We start from the raw sequence: 21,547 nt of genomic DNA, 5'->3' as shown, positions 1-21,547 counted from the left end.
GTTCCGACTGCACACCGGCTTGACGTTACCGACCAGCGCTGTCGCCGGCACATTTTCCGTCTATTACGTGGCAGGCCTTATCGGCTGGGCTTTATCGCGAAGAGCCTTCCGAGCAAAGACGCTGCGCGCTTTTCCCGTATCCCCTCAATATCCATGAACGTATAGCGACATCCTTCGCTTGCTTCCTGCCGCCTCAGCGCCCGCAGCGAGGCAATACTATGGCGACTGTAAAAAACCATATAGATCGATATCGAAATAGCAAAAATAATCACACCGACATACAGCGAATCGTACTCACGAAACATTGAATAAAAAAGACTGCCGCAAAAATTTACGGAGTACCACTTACGGCTGCACAACGAACCCGACCAGGTTCGCCAGTGCTTCTTCGCGATACCTCGCGGCATGGGCACGCTCAGCGATGCCATGCTGTATGAAAACGGGGCGCTGTCGGTGGAGGCCACCGATGAGCTGCATGCGTTGCTCGGGTGGCTCAGGGAGTGGGCACTCGAGGGTCGTTTGGCCGAGGCAAAGCCGCTGTAATCTACTCGCGCGCTCACGCTCGAGCGCGTCATGTTCCGTCGTATTGCCATCATTGAAACCCGCTCCGCAGAGCGGCGGCGGGATATCGGCTTCCCCCTTAAAATGCGACCTCGGTCACTTTTTCTAAAACTTTTTTGACGCCAATTTTCAGCTCAGCTTGCACACCGAAAACCCTTTCCCAGCGGGCTTAAGCCCTGATTTTCGTGCGCCATAGGGCCTCCCGATAGCAACCAGCCATCATTGCGCCGCACCCTCCATGTCAGGATAGTTGTCGCCCGTCTCATTCGATGGAGGGCGTAGGACTGTCTCATGAAACAACGCCGTTATACCGCTGAGGAGAAAGCCTGGGCGTTGCAGCAAATGTCGGCGCCTTTCAGCCGTCCGGTCACAGAGTTGGCTAAGCAAACAGGCATTACTACTGTCACACTTCGGGCTTGGCGTAATGAAGCCAAGACCCAGGGAGTGCAAATGGCAGGAACAGGTAAACGCAATGGGCGCTGGAGCAGCGCTGACAAGTTCAGAGCTGTGCTTCAGACGGCTGCAATGAGCGAAGCAGAGATTTCAGAATACTGCCGAAGTGCAGGAATTCTGCCGTCGGATCTGGTGCTGTGGCGTACAGCTTGTGAGCAGGCGAATACTCCAACCCAGCAAGAACCCGTCAAAGATATCGCGTCGGTCAAGCGTATCGAGCAACTGGAGCGTGAGTTACGGCGTAAAGAAGCGGCTTTGGCAGAAACGGCGGCGTTGTTGGTACTGCGAAAAAAGGCCGATGCGATCTGGGGCAAGGACGAGGACGAATGACCAGTGCTGCAGATCGCACAACTGCCCTTCAGTTGATTGACGCCGCTGTAAGAGCAGGCGCTCGTCAAAGTGCTGCCTGTGAAGAGTTGGGACTCACTGAGCGCACGGTGCAACGATGGCGCCATCAACCTGAAGATGGGCGGCCTGGCGCAGCCCGCCCTGAGCCAGCCAACAAGCTCAGCGAACGTGAGCGCTTGGCCCTTTTGGATGCAGCCAATCGCCCTGATTGCGCCGACCTCACACCGCATGAAATCGTGCCGAAGTTGGCAGATGAAGGCCTCTACCTAGCCTCGGAATCGACATTTTATCGAGTGCTCAAGTCAGCGGGCCAAGCACACAGGCGTGGGCGTAGTCGAAGACCAAAGGCCAGACCACTCACGACCCATAGGGCGAGTGGGCCCAATCAGGTTTGGTGTTGGGACATCACTTGGTTACCGAGTACTATCAAAGGACGTTTTTTCTATTGGTATATGGTCAAAGATATCTACAGCCGCAAGCTGGTCATGAATGAAGTACACGAGGCAGAAAGTGCTGAACATGCCAGTATCCTGCTGGAGCGCGCCTGCCTACGTGAAGGGATTCGCCCGGATACATTAGTGCTTCATTCAGACAATGGCAGTGCGATGAAGGGCGCGACAATGCTCGCTGCGCTACGTGACCTTGGTGTTCTGCCATCTTTCAGCCGCCCGCGGGTCAGCAACGACAACGCCTATGCCGAGGCTCTATTTCGAACAGCTAAGTACTGCTCACGGTGGCCCAGCGTGCCTTTTGGATCGCTCGATGAAGCTCGTATGTGGGTAATGCGGTTTGCTGCCTGGTACAACAATGAACATCGCCATAGCGCGCTCAAATATGTCACCCCCTCGCAGCGACATCATGGTCAAGATGGCGCTTCGCTGAGGCAGCGTGAACAGTTATACGAAGCAGCGCGGCGTCAGAATCCAGGACGATGGGCCCGAGATGTCCGTAACTGGAAATTGCCTAACCATGTGTACTTGAATCGCGAGCGAGATCCAGAGCAAAAGCGCACCGGTTAAACCAGGCACGACAACTACCTTGACGCGCACCGCGCATCACAAAACGAGGAAAAAATCCCGTCCCTCGCCGGAACTTCCTTTACAGCGAGGTGCCCTACTCGGCATTGCTGGCAACTCGATATTCATGTGCCAGCACGTATTTTCGCTGCAGCCGAGAGGCGCGATTTCAGGTCCTCGCCATTGGCGGTTCAGGACGAAAAGCAGGCACATGGACGATGCACCGATGACACAGACATTCGATGTCGAAGCACTGATCAAGCTGCGTAGCCAGACGCGAGCGATCTCCGATGCGCTGAGGGCGCAAGCGGCAGATTACCTCGCCACCGTGACGCCCTTGATCCGTCCACAGATCCTGTTCGGCGAGTACCTGCAGGGGGCGCAACGCAGCAGCGGGCGCGAAACCCAAGGCCACTTCCAGTCGCTCATCGAACTCTACGAGCGCATCGGCTCGGCCTCCCCATTCCAACTGGTCAGCGAGCTTGAAGTGCCGCTCAACCTGATCAGCACCACCCCCGAACTCTTCCCACTGGAATACGACAAGATCCTCGAGCAGAGCGGCCAGGTCATTCGAATCACCAGCCCTGTGCGCTGGATCGTTGGCTTCCAGGGGTTCGAACTGTCGCGTTTTCGCGCCGTCATCAAAGACCCCAACCGCAGCAGCGCCGAGCTGTACCGCTTCGTGGTGCACTACCTGGTGTTGTTCTACTGCCTGAGCAAATCGCCTGGCCTGGGGCGGTTGTTCGACGGCCTGCGCTACGGCCTGAGCTTCGAACGCCTCAAAGGCTTCGGCGATTTGCCCTTCTGCGTCATCAGCTCGCCGGTGCGCTCGGAACTTCCCGACGATTCGGTCATCCGTAGCAGCACGCAGATTGCCGGCAACACCAGCTTCGAAGAACTGGTGGGCCGCGACAACATCCTGGAAATGAACGACGAAATCCGTCAGCGCCTGCTGTTGACGATCGAAGGACTGTAACGCGCAGCGCCCGCTCGCGGGCCGCGCAATGATTCGCAGCGAATTGCTCGCATTGGAGAACACGATGGCGAAGAAGGAAAGCACCCAGCACAAACTCGACCGCGTTCGCGCGCCTCGGGTCCACATCACCTATGACGTGGACATCGGCGATGCGATCGAGAAAAAGGAACTGCCCTTTGTCGTCGGCGTGCTAGGCGACTTCTCCGGCAACCCGCTGGAACCGCTGCCAAAGCTCAAGGACCGCAAGTTCGTGTTCATCGACCGCGACAACTTCAACGGCGTGCTCAAAGGCATCAAGCCGCGCCTGACCTATCGCGTCGACAACACCCTGGCCAAGAACGGCACCCAACTGGGCGTGGAGCTGAACTTCAACAGCCTGGAAGACTTCGAGCCACAGAACGTGGTCAAGCAGGTCGAGCCGCTGCGCAAGCTGCTGGAGGTGCGCAACAAGCTGGCGGACCTGCGCAACAAGATGGGCGGCAACGACAAACTCGAAGAATTGCTGATGGACGTGCTGCAAAACACCGAGAAGCTGAAAACACTGGGCAAGGAATTCGGTCGCGAAGCCGCCGTCCCCGCCGCCGATGGCAATGAGTAAGCAGGAGCCAGACGATGACCGACAAGCAAGCACTGCCCCAACAGGATACCGACCTGGTCGAGGTGGAATCCTTCGCCCCTCAGGCCTCCCTGCTCGACAGCATCATTTCGCAAAGCCGCGTGGCCCGCTCCGACACCGAGCGCAACCGCACCCGTGACCTGATCGGCGAGCTGGTCAACCAGGTGCTCGAAGGCGAGATGACCCCGAGCAAGGACCTGATCGCCGTGCTCGATGCACGCATCGCCGAAATCGATTCGATGCTCTCCGAGCAGATGAACGAGATCATGCACGCCCGCGAATTCCAACAGTTGGAAGCCTCCTGGCGGGGCCTGAAATACCAGGTCGACCAGACCGAGACCAGCACCACCCTGAAGATCCACCTGCTCAACGCCTCTAAGAAGGACCTGGTGCGCGACCTCAAGGCCGCCAGCGAGTTCGACCAGAGCGCGCTGTTCAAGAAAGTCTACGAAGAAGAGTACGGCACCTTCGGTGGCGCCCCGTTCGGCATGCTGATCGGCGACTACGAGTTCAAGCGCAACCCCGAAGACATGTACCTGCTCGAAGAGATCTCGCACGTCGCCGCCGCGGCCCACGCGCCGTTCATTTCAGCGGCTTCGCCCGAACTGTTCGGCTGGGACTCGTTCACCGAGATGTCCGGCCCGCGCGACCTGGCGAAGATCTTCGACACCGTCGAGTACGCCAAGTGGAAGTCGTTCCGCGCTTCGGAAGACTCGCGCTACGTCGGCCTGACCCTGCCCCACGTGCTCGGTCGCCTGCCCTATGGTCCGGACACGACCCCGGTGGAAGAATTCAACTTCGTCGAAAGCGTCGACGGTCGCGACCACAACAAGTACCTGTGGATGAACGCCGCCTACGCGCTCGGCACCCGTGTCACCGACGCATTCGCCCGCTATGGCTGGTGCGTGGCCATTCGCGGCGTGGAAGGTGGCGGCCTGGTCGAAGGCCTGCCGACCCATACCTTCAAGACCGACGACGGTGAAATCGCCCTCAAGTGCCCCACCGAAATCGCCATCACCGACCGCCGTGAAAAAGAGCTGTCGGACCTGGGCTTCATCCCGCTGGTGCACTGCAAGGGCACCGACTACGCCGCGTTCTTCGGCACCCAGTCGGCCCAGAAGCAGAAGCAGTACAACACCGACATCGCCAACGCCAACGCGCGTCTGTCGGCGCAACTGCAATACATCTTCGCCACCTCGCGCATCGCCCACTACATGAAAGCGATCATGCGCGACAAGATCGGCAGCTTCGCCTCGCGCATGGACGTCGAACGCTTCCTCAATCAGTGGCTGGCCAGCTATGTGCTGCTCGACGACACCGCCAGCCAAGAGGCCAAGGCCAAGTACCCGCTACGCGAAGCCCGCGCCGAGGTGTTCGAAGTCCCTGGCAAGCCAGGCGTGTACAAAGCCGTGACCTACCTGCGTCCGCACTACCAACTGGATGAGCTGACTGCCTCGCTGCGGCTGGTCGCCGAGCTGCCGCAAGGCGCCCGCGGCTGACCAGCCCATGTGTACAGGGATGACACATGAGTAACCAGGCCCGCCTGCTGCCCTCGCTGCTCGACCGACTGCTGGACGACCGTCCTCACCAGTCGGCCGAGCCAGCCGTTCAGCGCACCTGTTCGCTGGCCGAGTACAAGGCGAGCATCGTCCGCGATCTTGAAGTACTGGTGAACACACGCCAATGCCTGGTCGCAGAGGAGCTTGAGGGCTTCAAGCAACTCGGTGGTTCCATCCTTGAATACGGCATGCCCGACTTCATCAGCCGCAGCGTGCTCGACCCCCATGATCGCCGGCTCATCCAGCAACAGCTGGAGCGGGCGATCACTACCGGCGACCGACGTTTTCGCCGGGTTCGTGTACAGCTGTTGGCCCAGCAGAACGGCCACCGCATGTTGACCTTCCGCGTGGACGCCGTGTTGCGTCTGCAGGACATCAGCCGGCAGGTGTCGTTCGACGCCGTACTGCAGGTCAACACCCAGGAATACAAAGTGCAGAACCTCAACTAATGCTCGACGAATTGCTGCCCTACTACGAAAAGGAACTGTCGCACCTGCGCTTCCTCGGCCAGGAGTTCGCCGCGCAGTACCCGAAGATCGCTTCGCGGCTGCTGATCGAAGGCGACAACTGCGAAGACCCGCACACCGAGCGTCTGATCGAGGCGTTCTCGTTCCTGTCCGCACGGGTGCACAAAAAACTCGATGACGAGTTTCCAGAAATCGTCGAGTCCTTCCTCGAGGTGCTGTACCCGCACTACCTGCGCCCTACCCCGTCGATGTCGATCGCCGAGATGAGCCTGGGCAAGCAGGAGAAAGTCACCGAAGCCTACCGCGTGGCACGCCACACCGAGATGCATGCCAATGCCGTGGAAGGCGTGGTGTGCAAGTTCCGCACCTGCTACCCGGTGGAGCTGTGGCCGATCGCCGTGCAACAGGCGTCGTTCGCCGAAATGGAACGCTCGGCATTCAACGGCCACAGTGCCGACTTGGTGGCACGCCTGCGCATCGGCCTGGAAGCCACCAGCGATGCCCTGTTCGGCCAGATGGAAATCGACCGCCTGCGGTTCTTCCTCGACGGTGAAGCGACCCTGATGCTGCAGCTCTACGAGCTGCTGTTCAACAACCTGGCCAAGGCCACCTTGCGTTTTCAGGACGAAGGCCGCAGCCGCGAAGTGACCCTGCCAGCCGATGCCTTGAAGGCCGTGGGCTATGCCCACGATGAAGGCCTGGTGGACTACTCCGAGCGCTCGTTCCTGGGCTACCGCCTACTGCACGAATACTTCACCTTTCCCGACAAGTTCATGTTCTTCGACCTCAGCGGTTTTGCGCGCATCCTGCAGGGCAAAGCCGTCGAGCAGGTCGAGATCAGTTTCTACTTTTCCGATTACGACCTGAGCGAGCGCCTGGCGCGGCTGACCCAGAACATCGGGCGCAACAACTTCAAGCTCAACTGCACACCGATCATCAACCTGTTCCGCCAGCAGGCCGAGCCGATCAAGCTCACCCACACCCAGCACGAATACCCGGTCACCCCGGACATCCGCCTGCACAACGCAGCCGAAGTGGTGTCGATCGATCGCGTACGACGCGTGCGCAAGCTCGGTGGCATCGACCAGGTCGGCACCTGCCAGCCATTTTTCGAGCCCCGTGGCGAACAGGACCCACACACCAGTTTCTGGATCGCCCGTCGGCGCAACCAGGGTGATGCCACGGCCATGAGCATACGTGTGGTCGACCGCGACCTGGAGCTGATCGACGGCAACAGCGACACCCTGAGCATCGGCCTCACCTGCAGCAACCGCGATGTACCGCTGATGCTGCCGTTCGGCGGCGAACGCGGGGACTTCAACATCCCGGCCAATTCGGTGATCAAGGACATCCGCTGCCTGCGCAAGCCGACCGCCACGGTGCGCGTGCCCCTGGGCAAGGGCCTGATCTGGCGTCTGATCGCACACTTGTCGCTCAACCACCTGTCGCTGGTGAGCCAAGGGCGTGAAGTGCTGCTCGAGCTGCTGTCGCTGTACAACTACCGCAACGTCTCGGCCATCCGCAAACAGATCAACGGCATCAAGGCCATCAGCAGCGAGCCAGTCGTCGCCCGTATCGGTCATCCGCGGCCGAACTTCGTGCGCGGCGTCGGCATCACCCTGACCTTCGATGAAAGCCAGTTCACCGGTAGCGGCGTATTCCTGTTCGGCATGGTGCTGGATCACTTCTTCGGCCAGTACTGCTCAATGAACAGCTTCACCCAACTGACCCTGCGTACCCAACAACGAGAAAAGAGAGTCGTCCAATGGCCAGCACGTACTGGCGATCAGCCCCTGGTCTGATCGATCAAGCCAGAGCCGAGCCGCACCGATTCGAATTCTTTCAATTGGTGCGCCTGCTCCGCCTGCATTACAGCCGTACCGGCCGCATGGACCTGGCGACCCGGCCGCACGAAGACCCGCTGCGCTTTCGTACCGAGCTGTCCCTGGCGTTCCCGGCCAGCGAGGTCAGCGACCTGCACTTCGAGCGCGACGGCAAGGTATCGCCGGCCGGGTTGCCGCTTTCGGAAATCCGAGTCACCTTCATGGGCCTGGTCGGCCCGTCGGGCGTGTTGCCGCGCCCCTACACCGAACTGTTGCTCGAGCGTCACGTGCAGTACCGGGACGATGCCGCCCATGCGTTTCTGGACATCTTCTCGCATCGCATGACCACGCTGTTCTACGAGGCCTGGCAAAAATACAAGTTCCATATCGAGCACGAGCGCAATGGTACATCGGGCTTCGATGGCTACCTGCTCAACCTGGTGGGCTTGGGCCCACGGGCGCAGCAACTGAAGTTCGAGCAGCAGCCGTCGGCGCTGAGCCGCGAGCTGTTCAGCTACTTCGCCGGGCTGCTCAGCCAGAAACCACGCAATGCCCTCAACCTTGAAGCGATGCTGAGCTTCTATTTCTCGTTGCCGATCAAGGTCAAGCAGTTCGCCGGGCGCTGGCTGAACCTTCAGCCCGAACAGTGCACCCAGCTTGGCCGCAAGAATGCGCAACTGGGCCATAGCGCCGTGGCCGGCAAGCGAGTGTGGGACTACCAATCGTGCATTCGCATCGAGCTGGGCCCATTGGCATTGGCCGACTACCAGCGCTTCCAGCCCGGCACCGAGGACTACCGCAAGCTGGTCGAGCTGGTGCGCTTCTATATAGGTGCCGAGCTCGACTTCGAAATCGCCCCGCGCCTCAAACGCGAGGCCGTGCCCCGAGCACAACTCGGGCGCAGCGGCAACGTCGCCCTGGGCTGGCTGGGCTGGCTCAAACGCCCTGGCCGTGACGCGGAACCCTCGCGTTGCGCCGTCTTCCACATTCCTTACGATGGGGTCGCCTTGTGAACCTGAAGTCTCTGTTCGCCAAGCTCAACGAAACCAGCCGCATGGCCACTGAAAGCGCGGCGGCCCTGTGCCTGTCGGAGCATCACTATGATGTCGAGGTGGAGCACCTGCTGCTGCAATTGCTCGACAACAGCGACAGCGACCTGGCGCCGATCCTGCGTCACTACGACGTGGTCGCCGAGCGCCTGCAGGCGCAACTGGTCACCGCCCTGGGCACGTTCAAGAAAGGCAACACGCGCACGCCAGCGCTGTCGCCGCATATCACCCGCATGATCGAACAGGCCTGGCTGCTCGCCTCGATCGAATACGGCGTCGGCCAGGTGCGCAGCGCTCATCTGCTGCAGGCGTTGCTCGATGACGCCGAGCTGCGCCGAGTGATCATCGCTTCGGCGCCGGAGCTGGAGAAGATCAACGCCGACGACCTGCGTCTGAACCTCTCTGCCCTGGTCGAAGGCAGTGCCGAGTCCAGGCAGGCCAGCCCACTGGCCAGCCCGGCAGTTCCGGTGGGCAGCGGCACCAAGGCCGCAGGCAAGACCCCGGCGCTGGACCAGTACACCGTCAACCTCACCCAGAGCGCCCGCGAAGGCCGCATCGACCCGGTGCTGGGCCGTGAGTTCGAAGTGCGGCAGATGGTCGACATCCTCACCCGTCGCCGCCAGAACAACCCGATCCTCACCGGAGAGGCTGGCGTCGGTAAAACAGCCGTGGTCGAAGGCCTGGCCCTGCGTATCGCGCAAGGTGACGTTCCCGCCGTGCTCAAGGACGTCGCCCTGCACACCCTCGACCTGGGCCTGCTGCAGGCCGGTGCCGGGGTCAAGGGCGAATTCGAGAACCGTCTCAAGGCGGTGATCGAGGAGGTCAAGCGCAGCTTGCATCCGATCATCCTGTTCATCGACGAAGCCCATACCCTGATCGGCTCCGGTGGCCAGGCCGGACAGAACGACGCCGCCAACCTGCTCAAGCCAGCATTGGCCCGTGGCGAACTGCGTACCATCGCCGCCACCACCTGGGCCGAATACAAGAAGTACTTCGAAAAAGACGCCGCCCTCGCCCGCCGCTTCCAGGTGGTCAAGGTCGAAGAGCCTGACGAAGACAAAGCCATTCACATGCTGCGTGGCCTGCTTGGCAAGATGCGCGACCACCACAAGGTGGCGGTGATGGACGAAGCGCTGGTGCAGGCCGTGCGCCTGTCCAATCGCTACATCACTGGTCGCCAGTTGCCCGACAAGGCGGTCAGCGTGTTGGACACCGCTTGCGCACGTATTGCCCTGGCGCAATCGTCGCAGCCCGGTGCGCTGGAGGACTGCCGCCGGCACATCGACAACCTGCAAGCCGAAATCGCCGTGCTCGACCACGAAGCCGGCAAGGGCCACGACCATATCCGCCGCCTGGGCGAGCTGCAGGCCGCACTCAAGACCGAGCAGCAACACGAACAACAACTGAACGAGCAGTGGCAGCAAGAGCTGGCCCTGGTCGAGCAGCTCAAGGCCCTGGATGCCGCCAACGACGCCGATGCCCAGCAGCTCAACGCCCTGCGCGCCGAGCTCGTCCGCGTGCAAGGCGACCAGCCCTTGGTCCATGCCTTGGTCGACAGCGGCGCCATCGCCCAGGTCATCAGCGGCTGGACCGGTATCCCATTGGGCAAGATGCTGCGTGACGAAATCGACACCGTGCAGCGTCTGCCCGCCCTGCTCGGTGAGCGCGTGTTGGGCCAGGATCACGCCCTGCAGGAGATCGGCAAGCGCATCAAAATCTCCCGGGCACGCATGGAAGACCCGAACAAGCCGATCGGCGTGTTCCTGCTGCTCGGCCCGAGCGGCGTCGGCAAGACCGAAACCGCCCTGGCCCTGGCCGATACCTTGTATGGGGGTGAGCGCAACCTGATCACCATCAATATGTCCGAGTACCAGGAAGCCCACACCGTCTCGAGCCTCAAGGGCTCACCACCGGGCTACGTCGGCTACGGCGAAGGCGGCGTGCTGACCGAGGCCGTACGCCGCAAGCCATACAGCGTGGTGTTGCTCGACGAGGTGGAAAAAGCCCACCCCGACGTGCTCGAGCTGTTCTTCCAGGTGTTCGACAAAGGCGTGCTGGACGACGGTGAAGGCCGCGAGATCAACTTCCGCAACACGGTGATCATCCTCACCTCCAACACCGGCACCGAACGGATCATGCAGACCTGCCTGAACGCCACGCAGTTGCCCACGCCCGAGGCCATCGTCGACAGCCTGCGTGACGAGCTCAACCGGGTGTTCAAGCCCGCGTTCCTCGGCCGCCTGAACATCGTGCCGTTCTATCCGGTGCAGGACCAGATCCTCGAACGCATCGTCGCCCTCAAGCTCGACCGCATCGCCAAACGCATTGCCCGCAACCATCAGGCCGAGCTCAGTTACGAGCCGGCATTGGTCAAGGCCATCGCCGCACGCTGCACCGAAGTCGACAGCGGTGCGCGCAACATCGACAACATCCTGTCCCAAACCCTGATGCCTGAGCTCGCCCAGCACGTGCTCGAGCGCATGGCCCAGGACACGCCGATCACACGTGTCGAGATCGAACTGGGCAGCGATGGCGATTTTGCCTATCGCCTGGCCTGACGAGTCCCCGGAGGTTTAGCCGTCATGCAACACAACCACACCGCCCTCAAGCGCCTGACCGTCGCGGCCCTGCTGCTGACGCTCGCTGGCTGCGGGGTCACCGACCGGATCGGCAAGCGCATGGAGGACAGCTGGGCAGCCGACATGCTGGCCGACAGCGAAAAGGTGATCCTGACCTCCGATGGCGGTAACGAACTCAACCCCGGTGCCGATGGCAAGCCATTGTCGGTGGTGATGCGCGTGTACCAGTTGACCGACCTCGAACGCTTCGCCTCGGCCGATGCCGACACCCTTTGGGATGCACCGGGAAAAGCCTTGGGCAACACCCTGGTGGAGGCCCGCGAGATCACCCTGCTGCCGGGCATGGGCCAGATCGACCAGTGGCCGCTGGCCAAGAGCGCCCGTTACGTGGGCGTGGCGGCGTTCTTCCGCGATGAACAAGACGCCCGCTGGAAGGTCGCCTTCGACGCCAACTCGTTGCGCAAGGACGGCATCTGGTTCTCCTCCGACGGCCTGCGGATCCTGGTGGACAACACCGCGATCACCGCCATGCGTGGCGTGGATGTGCTGAACAAACCGCCCACTGCCGAGCAACTGGCCGCCGCGCAGCGCAAGGACGCACCACCGACCTTTACCGACAAAGTGCAGGACGCGGTGATCGACAAGGCCAGCGATGCCGCAGGCCAGTCGGCGCGCAACGCCATGGATTCAACCTTCAACTCTTTAGTGGATAGCGTCAAATGAGCAAGCAGAGCCGGGTGATGTGGTCGGAAGGTATGTTCCTGCTGCCCCAGCACTTCCAGTACCAGGATGAGTTCCACCAGCACCAGTTGGCCGAGGCGACCCTGCGCGTCACCCCCTTCCACTGGGGCGTGCAAGCATTGCAGGTGGACGAGGACGCCCTGGCCAACGGCTCGCTGCAACTCAAGCGCCTGAAGCTGGTGTTCCCCGACGGCAGCCTGTACGACGCGCCGCAGCACGACCCGCTGCCGGCAGCCCGCGACCTCAAGGACCTGCTCAAGGCCAATGACCTGAAGGTCTACGCGGCGCTCAAGCTCCCCGAGCCGTTCGGCCTCAACTATGTCGAGGACGGCCAGGAGCACAAGGCCGCGCGGCGCTTTCGCAAGCAATTCGACACCCTGCCCGACCTCAACGAAGGCGAGCTGGAAAACGAAATCACCAGCCTGCGCCTGAATGTGGTGCTGCTGGTCGATGGCGACAGCCTCGATGGCTACAGCCATTGCCCACTGGCCAAGCTGACCCGCAACAGCATGGGCGGTTTCAATCTCGACCCGCACTTCGTCCACCCGACCCTGCACCTGGGCAATCATGAAACCCTGGCAGGCATCGGCAAACGCCTGCTCGGAGCTCTGCAGGCCAAGAGCAAGGCGCTGTCGGGGCGGCGCCGTGAACGTGCCGACCAGATCGCCGAGTTCGGCTCCAGCGACGTCACCCTGTTCTGGCTGCTCAACACGGTCAACCGCGCCCACCCGCAACTGGCCCACCTGCTGGCTCATCCACGCCTGCACCCCGAGCGCCTGTACCTGTTCCTCGCCGATCTGGCCGGCGGCCTGCTGACCTTTACCCTGGACACCCAACTCAGCGACCTCCCCGAGTACGACCACCACGACCCTGCGGCCTCGCTGGTCAAGCTCGACGAGATGATCCGGGTGATGCTCGACAACGTCGTGCCCAACCAATGCATCGTCATCAACCTCACCCAGACCAAGCCGTCCTACTGGCAGGGCCAACTGCACGACCCACGCCTGGCCGAGGCCGACTTCTACATTTCGGTGCATGCCGACATGCCCGGCGCCAGCCTGCTGGAGCTGGTGCCCAGAGCCTTCAAGGTCGGCTCGCCGGAAGACATCGAAGTGGTGGTCAACAGTGCCATGCCAGGTGTCACCCTCAATCATGCTGCGCGGCTGCCCAACGCGATTCCGGTTCGGCTGGACAACCAGTACTTCGCCATCGAGCCACACGGCCCTGTCTATGAGCGAATGATTAGCGCCCAGACCGTCTGCTTCTATGCGCCCAGCGCCTTTACCAACCTCAAGCTCGAACTGATGGCGGTGCTCAAATGACCGAAGCCGTACTGCAGCAGGGCGCCATCGCGGCCGCCCACGACACGTCGACCCTCAAGGACCTGGTCCGGGACTTTATCAGCATGGCGCTGATCGTGCGCCGTGGTCGCCAGGTCACGTCGGTGCAGGCGTTCGAGGACAGCGTCGAGCGCTTCTTCACCCTCCTCGAGCGTGAAGCGCGCGCCGCCAATTACAGTGTCGAACAGGTCAAGGACACCCAATACGCCCTGTGCGCATTCCTCGATGAAAGCGTGCTGCGCTCGGGCGACAACGAGCTGCGCCGGCACTTCGAACTGCAACCGCTGCAGTTCCGCTACTTCGGTGTGCACCTGGCCGGCGAAGGGTTCTTCGAGAAAATCGACGCGCTGCGTGCCGACGTCAAACAGAACCTCGACGTACTCGAGGTCTATCACCTGTGCCTGGCCCTGGGCTTCGAGGGCAAGTTCAGCGTCGGCCAGAAAGACCAACTGCGCTACCTGGCCAACACGCTGGGCCAGGACATTTCGCGTTACCGCAAGCCACCGAAAACCCTGTCGCCGGACTGGGCCCTGCCGGACCAGGTGTCGCAGATGCTGCGCCACGAGGTGCCGCTGTGGGTGTACCTGGCGTTGATCGCACTGGTCTGCGTCGGGGTGTACCTGACGCTCGACTGGTTGCTGGACAAGGACGTCGCCGCCCTTTCCGAACAAATCCGCCAGCTGTTCAGTGCCTGAGCACACATCAGGTAACCGAGTCAGGAAGACATGAAAACGATACTGCGTCTGTTGAAGAGTTTCTGGATTCTCCTGCCACTGCTGTGGCTGACGAGCCTGTTGATCTGCTGGCTGTTCGCGCCATGGGTGCCATGGCTGCGCAATCACGTTCCGGAGGCGCTGGCTATCATCAGCGCTTGTTTCCTGCTGGTGATCGTCCTGCGCCAATACCAGCGTATCCGCGCCGAGCACAATCTTGAAAACCTGCTGCAGATCGAAGTCGACCGCTCGTGGAACGCCACCGGCGAATTTCGTGACCAACAGGTGTTGCGCGAGCGCCTCAAGCACGCCATCGCCATGTTGCGTACCGACCGCTCCGCCGGCGGTGGTGGCAAGGCGGCGCTATCCGACCTGCCGTGGTACCTGGTCGTCGGTATGTCGGCGGCCGGCAAGACCTCGCTGCTGACCCACTCGGGCCTGTCGGCCAGCATCGCCACGGCCAGCGACAGCGAAAGCGGCACCCAGCACTGTGATTGGTACTTCAGCCCCGACGCTGTGATGATCGACACCGCCGGCCGCTACCTGCACGACGACCAGTCGGCGAGCGAATTCTCGGCTTTCCTGCGCATGCTGCGCAAACAGCGCGGCAAGGCTGCGATCAACGGGCTGGTGCTGGTGGTCAGCCTACCCGAACTGCTCGCCGCCAACGCTGACGAGCGCGATGCCCTGGCCGCCCAACTGGTGGCGCGGGTAGAGGAATACGCCGAATGCCTGGATGCCAACCCGCCGGTCTACCTGATGCTGAGCAAGACCGACCAACTGCCGGGCTTCAACCAGGCGTTCGAAGGCCTCGACCTGCATGAGCGCCAACAACCGCTGGGCATGACCTTCGGCCTGGCCGAGATCCGCAACAATGGCCTGCACAAGGTGCTCGAAACCCGTCTGAAGAACCTGCAGAGCCATGTTCGCCAGCACGTCGATGCGCAGATGATCGCCCTTGGTGCCGAGGCCGACAGCACGCTGCTGAACTTCCCGCAGTACTTCGCCGAACTCAGCGGGGTGCTCGAGCAGTTCCTGGAGCACTTCATCCGCGGCCATCGCGGCAATGCCCCATTGCTGCTGCGCGGCCTGTACTTCACCAGCGCACTGCAGACCGAGCAGCAACTGGGCCACGTCTACGAAGACGCCATCGCCGAGGACTTCGCCCTGCAGGCCGCCTACGACGAAGGCGCCCAGGCCACGAGCAAGCCACAAGGCAACCGCAGCTACTTCATCACCGATACCTTCCGCCGGGTGATCTTCCCCGACCGCGATCTGACCCTGTACCAGTCGCGCCTGGGCCGCCAGGCCGCGTTCAGCCCGCTGCTGCTGGGCCTGGCCGCAACCGCAGGCGTGCTGTTCGTCGCCTGGCAGACACTGTCGTTCACCCAAAACCGCCAATGGCTGGACAGCCTGCGCGCACAACTGGCGAGCATCGAGCAAGCGGGCGACCGCGAACAACTGTTGGCTGCGGGCAAGGGCCTGGAGGTACTGCGCCAGCAGATGGCGACCGTGGAGACCCATCGCCTGCAGGGCGTGCCTCTGAAATTGGGCGCAGGCCTGTACCAGGGCGAGGCGATCCATCAGGTCACCCGTACCGCCTACCTGGCCCAACTGCGCAGCCAGGCTCTGGAGCCGATCGCCCGCAACCTGCAAGTGCAGATGCGTGGTTTCAATACCTTTGCCAGCAGTGTCAACCAGGCGCTGGCGTTCACCCCGGCACCGGCGCCAAAGCGCCGTAACGGCAAGGCCCTTGCGCCGGCGCTGGCCGCCAAGGCTCAGGCCGCGCTGAACAAGACCCGCGCCGGTACCTATGCGGCCAAGGTCGACCTGGCCACCGCCAGCGATGCGGCTGAACTGTCCGCGACCACCGGGGGGCTGTCGCTGTCCGAAGAAATGCTCGGACGCCTGGACGAACAGCAGGTGGCGTCGATCATCGAGGCCTATAACACCCTCAAGCTGTACCTGCTGCTGACCGAGCCCCAGGTCCACCCGGACCCGGCCTTCATCGCCGCCAGCCTGCCCCAGGCCTGGGCCAACGCCGCCCGTGAAGGCAGCTCGGCAGGTGAAGAGGTGATCGCAGAAAACGCCCCGCTGTACGTGCAACTGCTCGAACAGGGTCAGGCGCCATCGTTGCCACGCAATGAAGAACTGATCAGCGAAACCCGGCAGAACCTCAAGTCGTTCATGATCTCCAGCTCGCTGGTTGACCGCGAATACCTGCGCCTGCAACTCGACGCCAGCCGCCAGTTCCCGGTACTGAGCCTCAACGATTTGGTTCCGCAGCCGGGCCGCGCCTTGCTGTACGGTTCCGCTGGCGTCCCCGCGATCTACACCCGTCAAGGCTGGGAAACCTTCGTCAAACCTGAGTTGATCAAGCTGGTGTCGGGCAACCTGCGTAACGAATCGGACTGGGTATTGGACGGCGAAGGCGGCGACGCCATCGTGCAGAAAGCCAATTTCGTGCGTGAGTTCATGACCCGCTACAAGCGCGACTACACCCAGGCCTGGTACAAGATGGTCAGCAGCGTCGGCGTGCGCCACTTCGCCGACCTGCCCTCGGCCACCCAGCAGTTGGGCCTGCTCAGCGACGTGCAGAACTCGCCCGTGAAGAATCTGCTGTCGGCGGTCAACGACAACACCCAGTGGGACCTGCCGGTCAAGCAGCAGATCCCGACCCCAGGCATAGCCCGCCAAGACGGCTTCTGGAGCAAGGTCAGCGGCCTGTTCGACGACAAGGACGCCCTACCGGCCACTGCCGCCCCCGTCCTGCCGGCGATCGATGACGGCAGCCTGGCCAAGCGCTTCGAGCCGGTCTCGCGGGTATTCGCCGAAAACAACGCCGAAGGCGCCGACAGCACCATCATGGACCGCTACCTGGCAGCCTTGCGCAAGCTCAAGGTGCGCATGAACAACATCCAGCGCTCCCAGGATGTCGGCAAAAGCAGCAAGCAGTTGATCAGCGAAACCCTGGAAGGCCAACCGAGCGAAGTGACCACCGTACGCAACTACGTGGAAACCAGCGTCGACACCAGCCAGGACGGGCTGTCGCGCTCGCTGCAGGGGCTGTTCAGCCTGCCCATCCAGTACGCCTGGGAAACCTTGCGCGACCCGGCTGGCCAGCAGATTGCCAAGGCCTGGGCACAGCAGATCGCCAAGCCCTGGGAACAGGTCATGGCGCACCGCTACCCCATCGCCACCGGCAGTCGCAACGAGGCCTCGGTCAAAGACCTGCAGCGCTTCGTCGACCCCGATAGCGGCCTGCTGCCAACGTTCAAGCGAAACGAAATCGGCAACCTCTCCGGCGGTGAAGGCCTGGGCCTGGGCGACGGCAAGGCGCCGGCCCTGGTCAATCCTGGCATGCTCAGAAGCATCGACAAGGCAAGCTCCGTGGGCCAGGTGATCGCCAGCCTGTCGGACCGCGACAACGGCTTCGAGATCATGCTTGAGCCCTCAGCCAACTTCACCGATATCGTGTTCACCCTCGATGGCCAGGAGCAGCATTACCGCAACGGCCGCAGCAGCTGGAACCGCTTCGCCTGGCCGGGCACCAGCAATGCGCCGGGCGCGCGGCTGGACGTGATCACCCTGAGTGGTGCGCGTGTGACCGTGTTCGACTTTCCTGGTCGCTGGGGCCTGCTACGCATGAACGAAAGCGCCCGGGTCGAGGACCTCGACGGTATCCAGCAGCGGTTCAGTTGGAACACCGCCAATGGCCGGGTCAGCCTGGTGGTACGCAACTTCGGCGGGGTCAAGCTGACCGACCTGGGTGACGTCAAGGCACTGAGCGCCCTCAATGAAACCGGCAGGGGCGCACCATGATCGGCTGCTTCGGCAAGCTACCGTCGAGCGCGGATTTCGTCAGCCTGCATGGCGCGGCGGAGGAAGTCTGCGAGTTCGACGCCTGGCTGCAGTCTTCGCTGGCGGCCATGCGCCACCGTGCAGACTGGCAGGCGTTGTTCGACGCGCTGCCGATGTGCTTCTTCAGTTACCGTGCGCGCACGGGCAACTGGCTGCTGGGCGGTCTGCTCAGCTCGCGCGATGCCAGCGAACGGCGCTACCCGTTCTTGATCTTCCAGTTGCTCAAGGGCCAGGACGGTGAAGCGCTGCTCAACCCGTTCACCCTGGGCGAACTGTTCAGCGCGCAGATCAAACCCTTGCTGCACCAGGCGGTGCAAGGCGCCGACCGCGCAAGCGTGTTCGAACGCATCAAGGCACTGCGCCCATTGCAAGCCCAGGACCTGGACCTGTTCCGTCGAGTGCATGCCAAGTTCCTGCATGATTTCAGCTTCGCCGATGTGGCGCGTGCGCTGCACGGCTCGTGGCCGATGTTCGACAGCGCCACCGCGCTGGCACGGCTGCAAGCGGCCTGGGCATCGCTGCACGGCGACTTCGAAGGCGGCATCGAACTGCCCCTGCCTGCCGAACGAGGCCTGAAGAACCCCACCGCCGACCTGTGGCTGACGTGGCTGACACGCATGAGCACCCGCCACGACGTGCCGGCAGTGAGCCTGCTGGCCGATGACTTCATGCACCCACGGCTGTACTGCTTCCCGTCACGTCACGCCGGCAGTGCCTACCGACTGCTCAGCGCCAGCGCCGACAGCCGCGAGCATCTGGATCTGCTCAGCCCTTTGGCGGCTGCAACCCGCTCACACGATTACGACCGACCTCTTGAACACATCATCGACCAGTTCGTCGATGCGCTGGATGCGACGCCTGTATGAACAAGATCAAATACTACTGCCTGCGCTACCAACCCTACCTGCTGGGCGTCGCCTTCTTCCTGGTGATCTTCCTGCTCTGGGCCATTGGCCGTGCCCTGGGCTTCGCTTCATTGCACAGCTTGCTGGCGGGCATTGGCGTGTTTCTGCTGCTGTCGGCGGGCTATGTATTGCTGCTGTACCGTGGTGTCGGCCAGCACCACAACCTCGAAGGGCTATTGCGTGACGACGCCGACCAGGCCGTGCTCAACGCCCCACCGGCGGACCGTGAGGAGGTCAGCCTGCTGCGCGAGCGTCTGTTGCAGAGTATCGAGCGCCTGCACGGCAATACGCCACGAGGCACTTGCGCCAAGGATGCCCTGTATGCCCTGCCCTGGTATCTGGTGATCGGCCAGCCTGCCGCGGGCAAGAGCACCATGATCCTGCAATCGGGCCTGAACTTTCCCTATGCCGAACGTGAAGGCGCTCGGGTCGCCGGCCTGGGCGGCACGCGCAACTGCGACTGGTTCTTCAGTTCCGAAGCCGTGCTGCTGGATACCGCAGGGCGCTATATGAACAGCCCGGAAGAAGCCGGCAAGTGGCGCGGCTTCCTGCAACTGCTGCGTCAGCACCGCCAGCGCAGGCCGCTCAATGGCCTGATCGTCAGCGTCAGCATCGCCGACATCCTCAACACATCGATCGAAGACAGCGAGCGGGTGGCCAAACGCCTGCGCGAACGCATCCAGGAAAGCTGCGCGCTGCTCGACGTGCGCCTGCCTATCTACCTGGTGTTCACCAAGTGCGACCTGATTCCAGGCTTCACGCCGTTCTATCGTCAGTTGGACGATGCCGCCCGCGGCGAGGTGATGGGCAAGACCTTCTCCCATAAAGGCTATGAGCAGGCCGACTGGGGCCAGCGCTTCGGCAAGGCCATGGATGAGCTGACCGATTACTGGCAGCAGGTGGCGAACCAGCAATTGGTGCAACAGGACATCCTGGTCACCCGGCAGAACAACGCCGCCTATCGCTTCCCGCTGGAGCTGGCCGCGCTCAAGCCGCGCCTGCAGCAATTCGTCGATAGCCTGCTGCGCGCCAATCCCTACCAGAACGCCGAACTGCTGCGCGGGTTCTACTTCACCGCCGCGCTGGAAGCCGACGAGGCCCAGTGGGGCAGCCACGGCCAGCATGTCGCGGAGCGCTTCGCGCTCGAGCAGGGCCAAGGCACAACCGGCACCGCCAGCCATACCGCCCCGCTGTTCATCAATAGTTTGTTCCGCAAGGTGATCATTCCCGATCAGCACCTGGTGGCGCTGTACACCAGCAACCGACGTGAACGCCGGCGCAAGGCCGCCTGGGTGGGCGCCGCCAGCCTGGCGGGCCTGGTACTGTGCAGCCTGTGGGGCTGGTCATACCTCAACAACCGCAGCACCCTCGACACCCTCGCCAGCGAACTGGCCCAGGCCAAGGCCGAGGACAGGAGCGCAAGCGGCCAGTACGCCGCCTGGCGCAGCCTCGACCGCCTGCGTTTCTGGACCGACCATTACTACCAGCAGCACCACCAACAGGGCGTGCCGCTGGGACTGCGCCTGGGGCTGTACCAAGGCCATGCCGTGGAGCCACTGCTGCGCACCCGCTACTTCGCCACCCTGCAGCAGGTGATGCTCAAGCCCACGGCGGACAACCTCACCCGTACCCTCTACCTGCTGACCACACTCAAGGTCTACCAGCGCAACACCACGACGTTGCAGCCGGTGAGCGGTGTCGACAGCGTCGAGGCCGAGGCGTTGCCCCATGACAACCGACCGCAGTCGATCGCCAACTTCGGCAAGGCAGCTCTGGACACCTATGTGATGCTCTCACCTGCCCAACGCGAGAAGGCCGATCCAGGGTTTCTCAAGGCACGCCTGCCGGACTACTGGTACCCGGCCATCGCCCGCCATACGGGCAAGAGCATGGCCGCGACCGCGGGTGATGCCGGCGGCAACCAGGACTACCTGTACGCCAGTCGCCAGATCACCTTCTACAGCGACCAGATCCGTGAACCGGATGTGCCGCGCATCCTCGACAACGCCTTCCTGACGTCCAGTTCACGCAACTACATCGACAGCCTCCAGGCCCAGTCGCTGCGCTCGATCGAGACCATCACGCTGGAATCCGACACCCTGTTCGCGTTCGGCCGCGCCGACTTCCAGAGCCTGCGCAACGAAGGCCAGAGCCAGCTGAGCGCCATCGCCAGCAAACTGCTGAACACCCCCAATATCGGCAAGATCATCATCTCGGGCCACGCCGACCAGCTCGGTGACGCCCAAGGCAATCTGCAAGTTTCGAAACAGCGGGCGCAGACCATCCGCACCTACCTGGTCGGCAAGGGCGTACCGGCCGAACTGGTGGTAGCCCAGGGCGAAGGCAGTCGCAAGCCGCTGGTCAACTGCGACCTGCAGCAACCGCGGGCACAGCTGATCAAGTGCCTGGAACCCAACCGCCGGGTGGAAATCGAGGTGCGCGGTCTCAACTGAGGCCGCGCCGCAAGAACCGGTCACCCGGGCCTCACAGGAGGAGGCTCGGGGGCGGCAAGCTACCTCTGCTGACGCGCTCAGGGAGGT

15 protein-coding genes are annotated in these 21,547 nt (G+C 62.5%); all 15 read left to right on the top strand.

Annotation, left to right across the window (positions count from 1 at the left end; all coding sequences use genetic code 11):
- Nucleotides 1-405: 405 nt before the first annotated feature.
- Nucleotides 406-543: a hypothetical protein gene (locus tag IEC33019_RS05850; RefSeq protein WP_212632830.1), complete on the top strand. Its 138-nt coding sequence runs from the start codon at nucleotides 406-408 to the stop codon at nucleotides 541-543.
- Between the two features lie 309 nt (nucleotides 544-852).
- Nucleotides 853-2,381, top strand: a protein-coding gene (locus IEC33019_RS05845) for an IS3 family transposase (protein ID WP_372340685.1) whose coding sequence is annotated in 2 segments (ribosomal slippage) — nucleotides 853-1,309 and nucleotides 1,309-2,381 — 1,530 coding nt in all. Because the reading frame shifts where the segments join, the coding sequence is not laid out codon by codon here.
- A gap of 223 nt (nucleotides 2,382-2,604) precedes the next feature.
- The gene (locus IEC33019_RS05840; protein ID WP_070091489.1) at nucleotides 2,605-3,354 is read left to right on the top strand and encodes a hypothetical protein; all 750 of its coding nucleotides are present in this window, start codon (nucleotides 2,605-2,607) and stop codon (nucleotides 3,352-3,354) included.
- A 64-nt stretch (nucleotides 3,355-3,418) separates the two neighbouring features.
- Complete coding sequence (gene tssB / locus IEC33019_RS05835; RefSeq protein WP_070091490.1) at nucleotides 3,419-3,952, top strand: type VI secretion system contractile sheath small subunit; 534 nt, start codon at nucleotides 3,419-3,421, stop codon at nucleotides 3,950-3,952.
- Between the two features lie 14 nt (nucleotides 3,953-3,966).
- On the top strand, nucleotides 3,967-5,469 hold the full coding sequence (gene tssC / locus IEC33019_RS05830; protein ID WP_070091469.1) for a type VI secretion system contractile sheath large subunit: 1,503 nt from the start codon (nucleotides 3,967-3,969) through the stop codon (nucleotides 5,467-5,469).
- A 26-nt stretch (nucleotides 5,470-5,495) separates the two neighbouring features.
- Nucleotides 5,496-5,978 carry a type VI secretion system baseplate subunit TssE gene (gene tssE, locus IEC33019_RS05825; protein WP_070091470.1) on the top strand — a complete coding sequence of 161 codons (483 nt, stop codon included), beginning with the start codon at nucleotides 5,496-5,498 and terminating at the stop codon, nucleotides 5,976-5,978.
- Nucleotides 5,978-7,798 (top strand): type VI secretion system baseplate subunit TssF, encoded by a 1,821-nt coding sequence (gene tssF, locus IEC33019_RS05820; RefSeq protein WP_070091471.1) that lies wholly within the window; start codon nucleotides 5,978-5,980, stop codon nucleotides 7,796-7,798. The genes tssE and tssF overlap by 1 nt, the downstream gene beginning before the upstream one ends.
- Entirely contained in the window at nucleotides 7,762-8,832 is a 1,071-nt protein-coding gene (tssG, locus tag IEC33019_RS05815) for a type VI secretion system baseplate subunit TssG (protein WP_070091472.1), read from the top strand. Before tssF ends, tssG begins: the two co-directional genes overlap by 37 nt.
- Nucleotides 8,829-11,426: a type VI secretion system ATPase TssH gene (gene tssH / locus IEC33019_RS05810; RefSeq protein WP_070091473.1), complete on the top strand. Its 2,598-nt coding sequence runs from the start codon at nucleotides 8,829-8,831 to the stop codon at nucleotides 11,424-11,426. The genes tssG and tssH overlap by 4 nt, the downstream gene beginning before the upstream one ends.
- Nucleotides 11,427-11,450: 24 nt before the next feature.
- Entirely contained in the window at nucleotides 11,451-12,170 is a 720-nt protein-coding gene (tssJ, locus tag IEC33019_RS05805; protein WP_099593161.1) for a type VI secretion system lipoprotein TssJ, read from the top strand.
- A complete protein-coding gene (tssK, locus tag IEC33019_RS05800; protein ID WP_070091475.1) occupies nucleotides 12,167-13,510 on the top strand; it encodes a type VI secretion system baseplate subunit TssK in 1,344 nt (447 codons plus the stop codon). The genes tssJ and tssK overlap by 4 nt, the downstream gene beginning before the upstream one ends.
- Nucleotides 13,507-14,223: a type IVB secretion system protein IcmH/DotU gene (icmH, locus tag IEC33019_RS05795; protein WP_070091476.1), complete on the top strand. Its 717-nt coding sequence runs from the start codon at nucleotides 13,507-13,509 to the stop codon at nucleotides 14,221-14,223. Before tssK ends, icmH begins: the two co-directional genes overlap by 4 nt.
- A gap of 30 nt (nucleotides 14,224-14,253) precedes the next feature.
- The gene (locus IEC33019_RS05790; protein WP_070091477.1) at nucleotides 14,254-18,063 is read left to right on the top strand and encodes a type VI secretion protein IcmF/TssM N-terminal domain-containing protein; all 3,810 of its coding nucleotides are present in this window, start codon (nucleotides 14,254-14,256) and stop codon (nucleotides 18,061-18,063) included.
- Nucleotides 18,060-18,968, top strand: coding sequence for a type VI secretion system-associated protein TagF (tagF, locus tag IEC33019_RS05785; protein WP_070091478.1), 909 nt, complete (start codon nucleotides 18,060-18,062; stop codon nucleotides 18,966-18,968). The genes IEC33019_RS05790 and tagF overlap by 4 nt, the downstream gene beginning before the upstream one ends.
- A complete protein-coding gene (tssM, locus tag IEC33019_RS05780; protein WP_070091479.1) occupies nucleotides 18,965-21,460 on the top strand; it encodes a type VI secretion system membrane subunit TssM in 2,496 nt (831 codons plus the stop codon). The genes tagF and tssM overlap by 4 nt, the downstream gene beginning before the upstream one ends.
- Nucleotides 21,461-21,547 lie beyond the last annotated feature (87 nt).

It is taken from the genome of Pseudomonas putida (assembly GCF_002741075.1).
GTDB classification, from domain to species: domain Bacteria; phylum Pseudomonadota; class Gammaproteobacteria; order Pseudomonadales; family Pseudomonadaceae; genus Aquipseudomonas; species Aquipseudomonas putida_T.
Note: the sequence above shows the minus strand (reverse complement) of the source record. Positions and strands in the feature narration are given on the sequence as shown.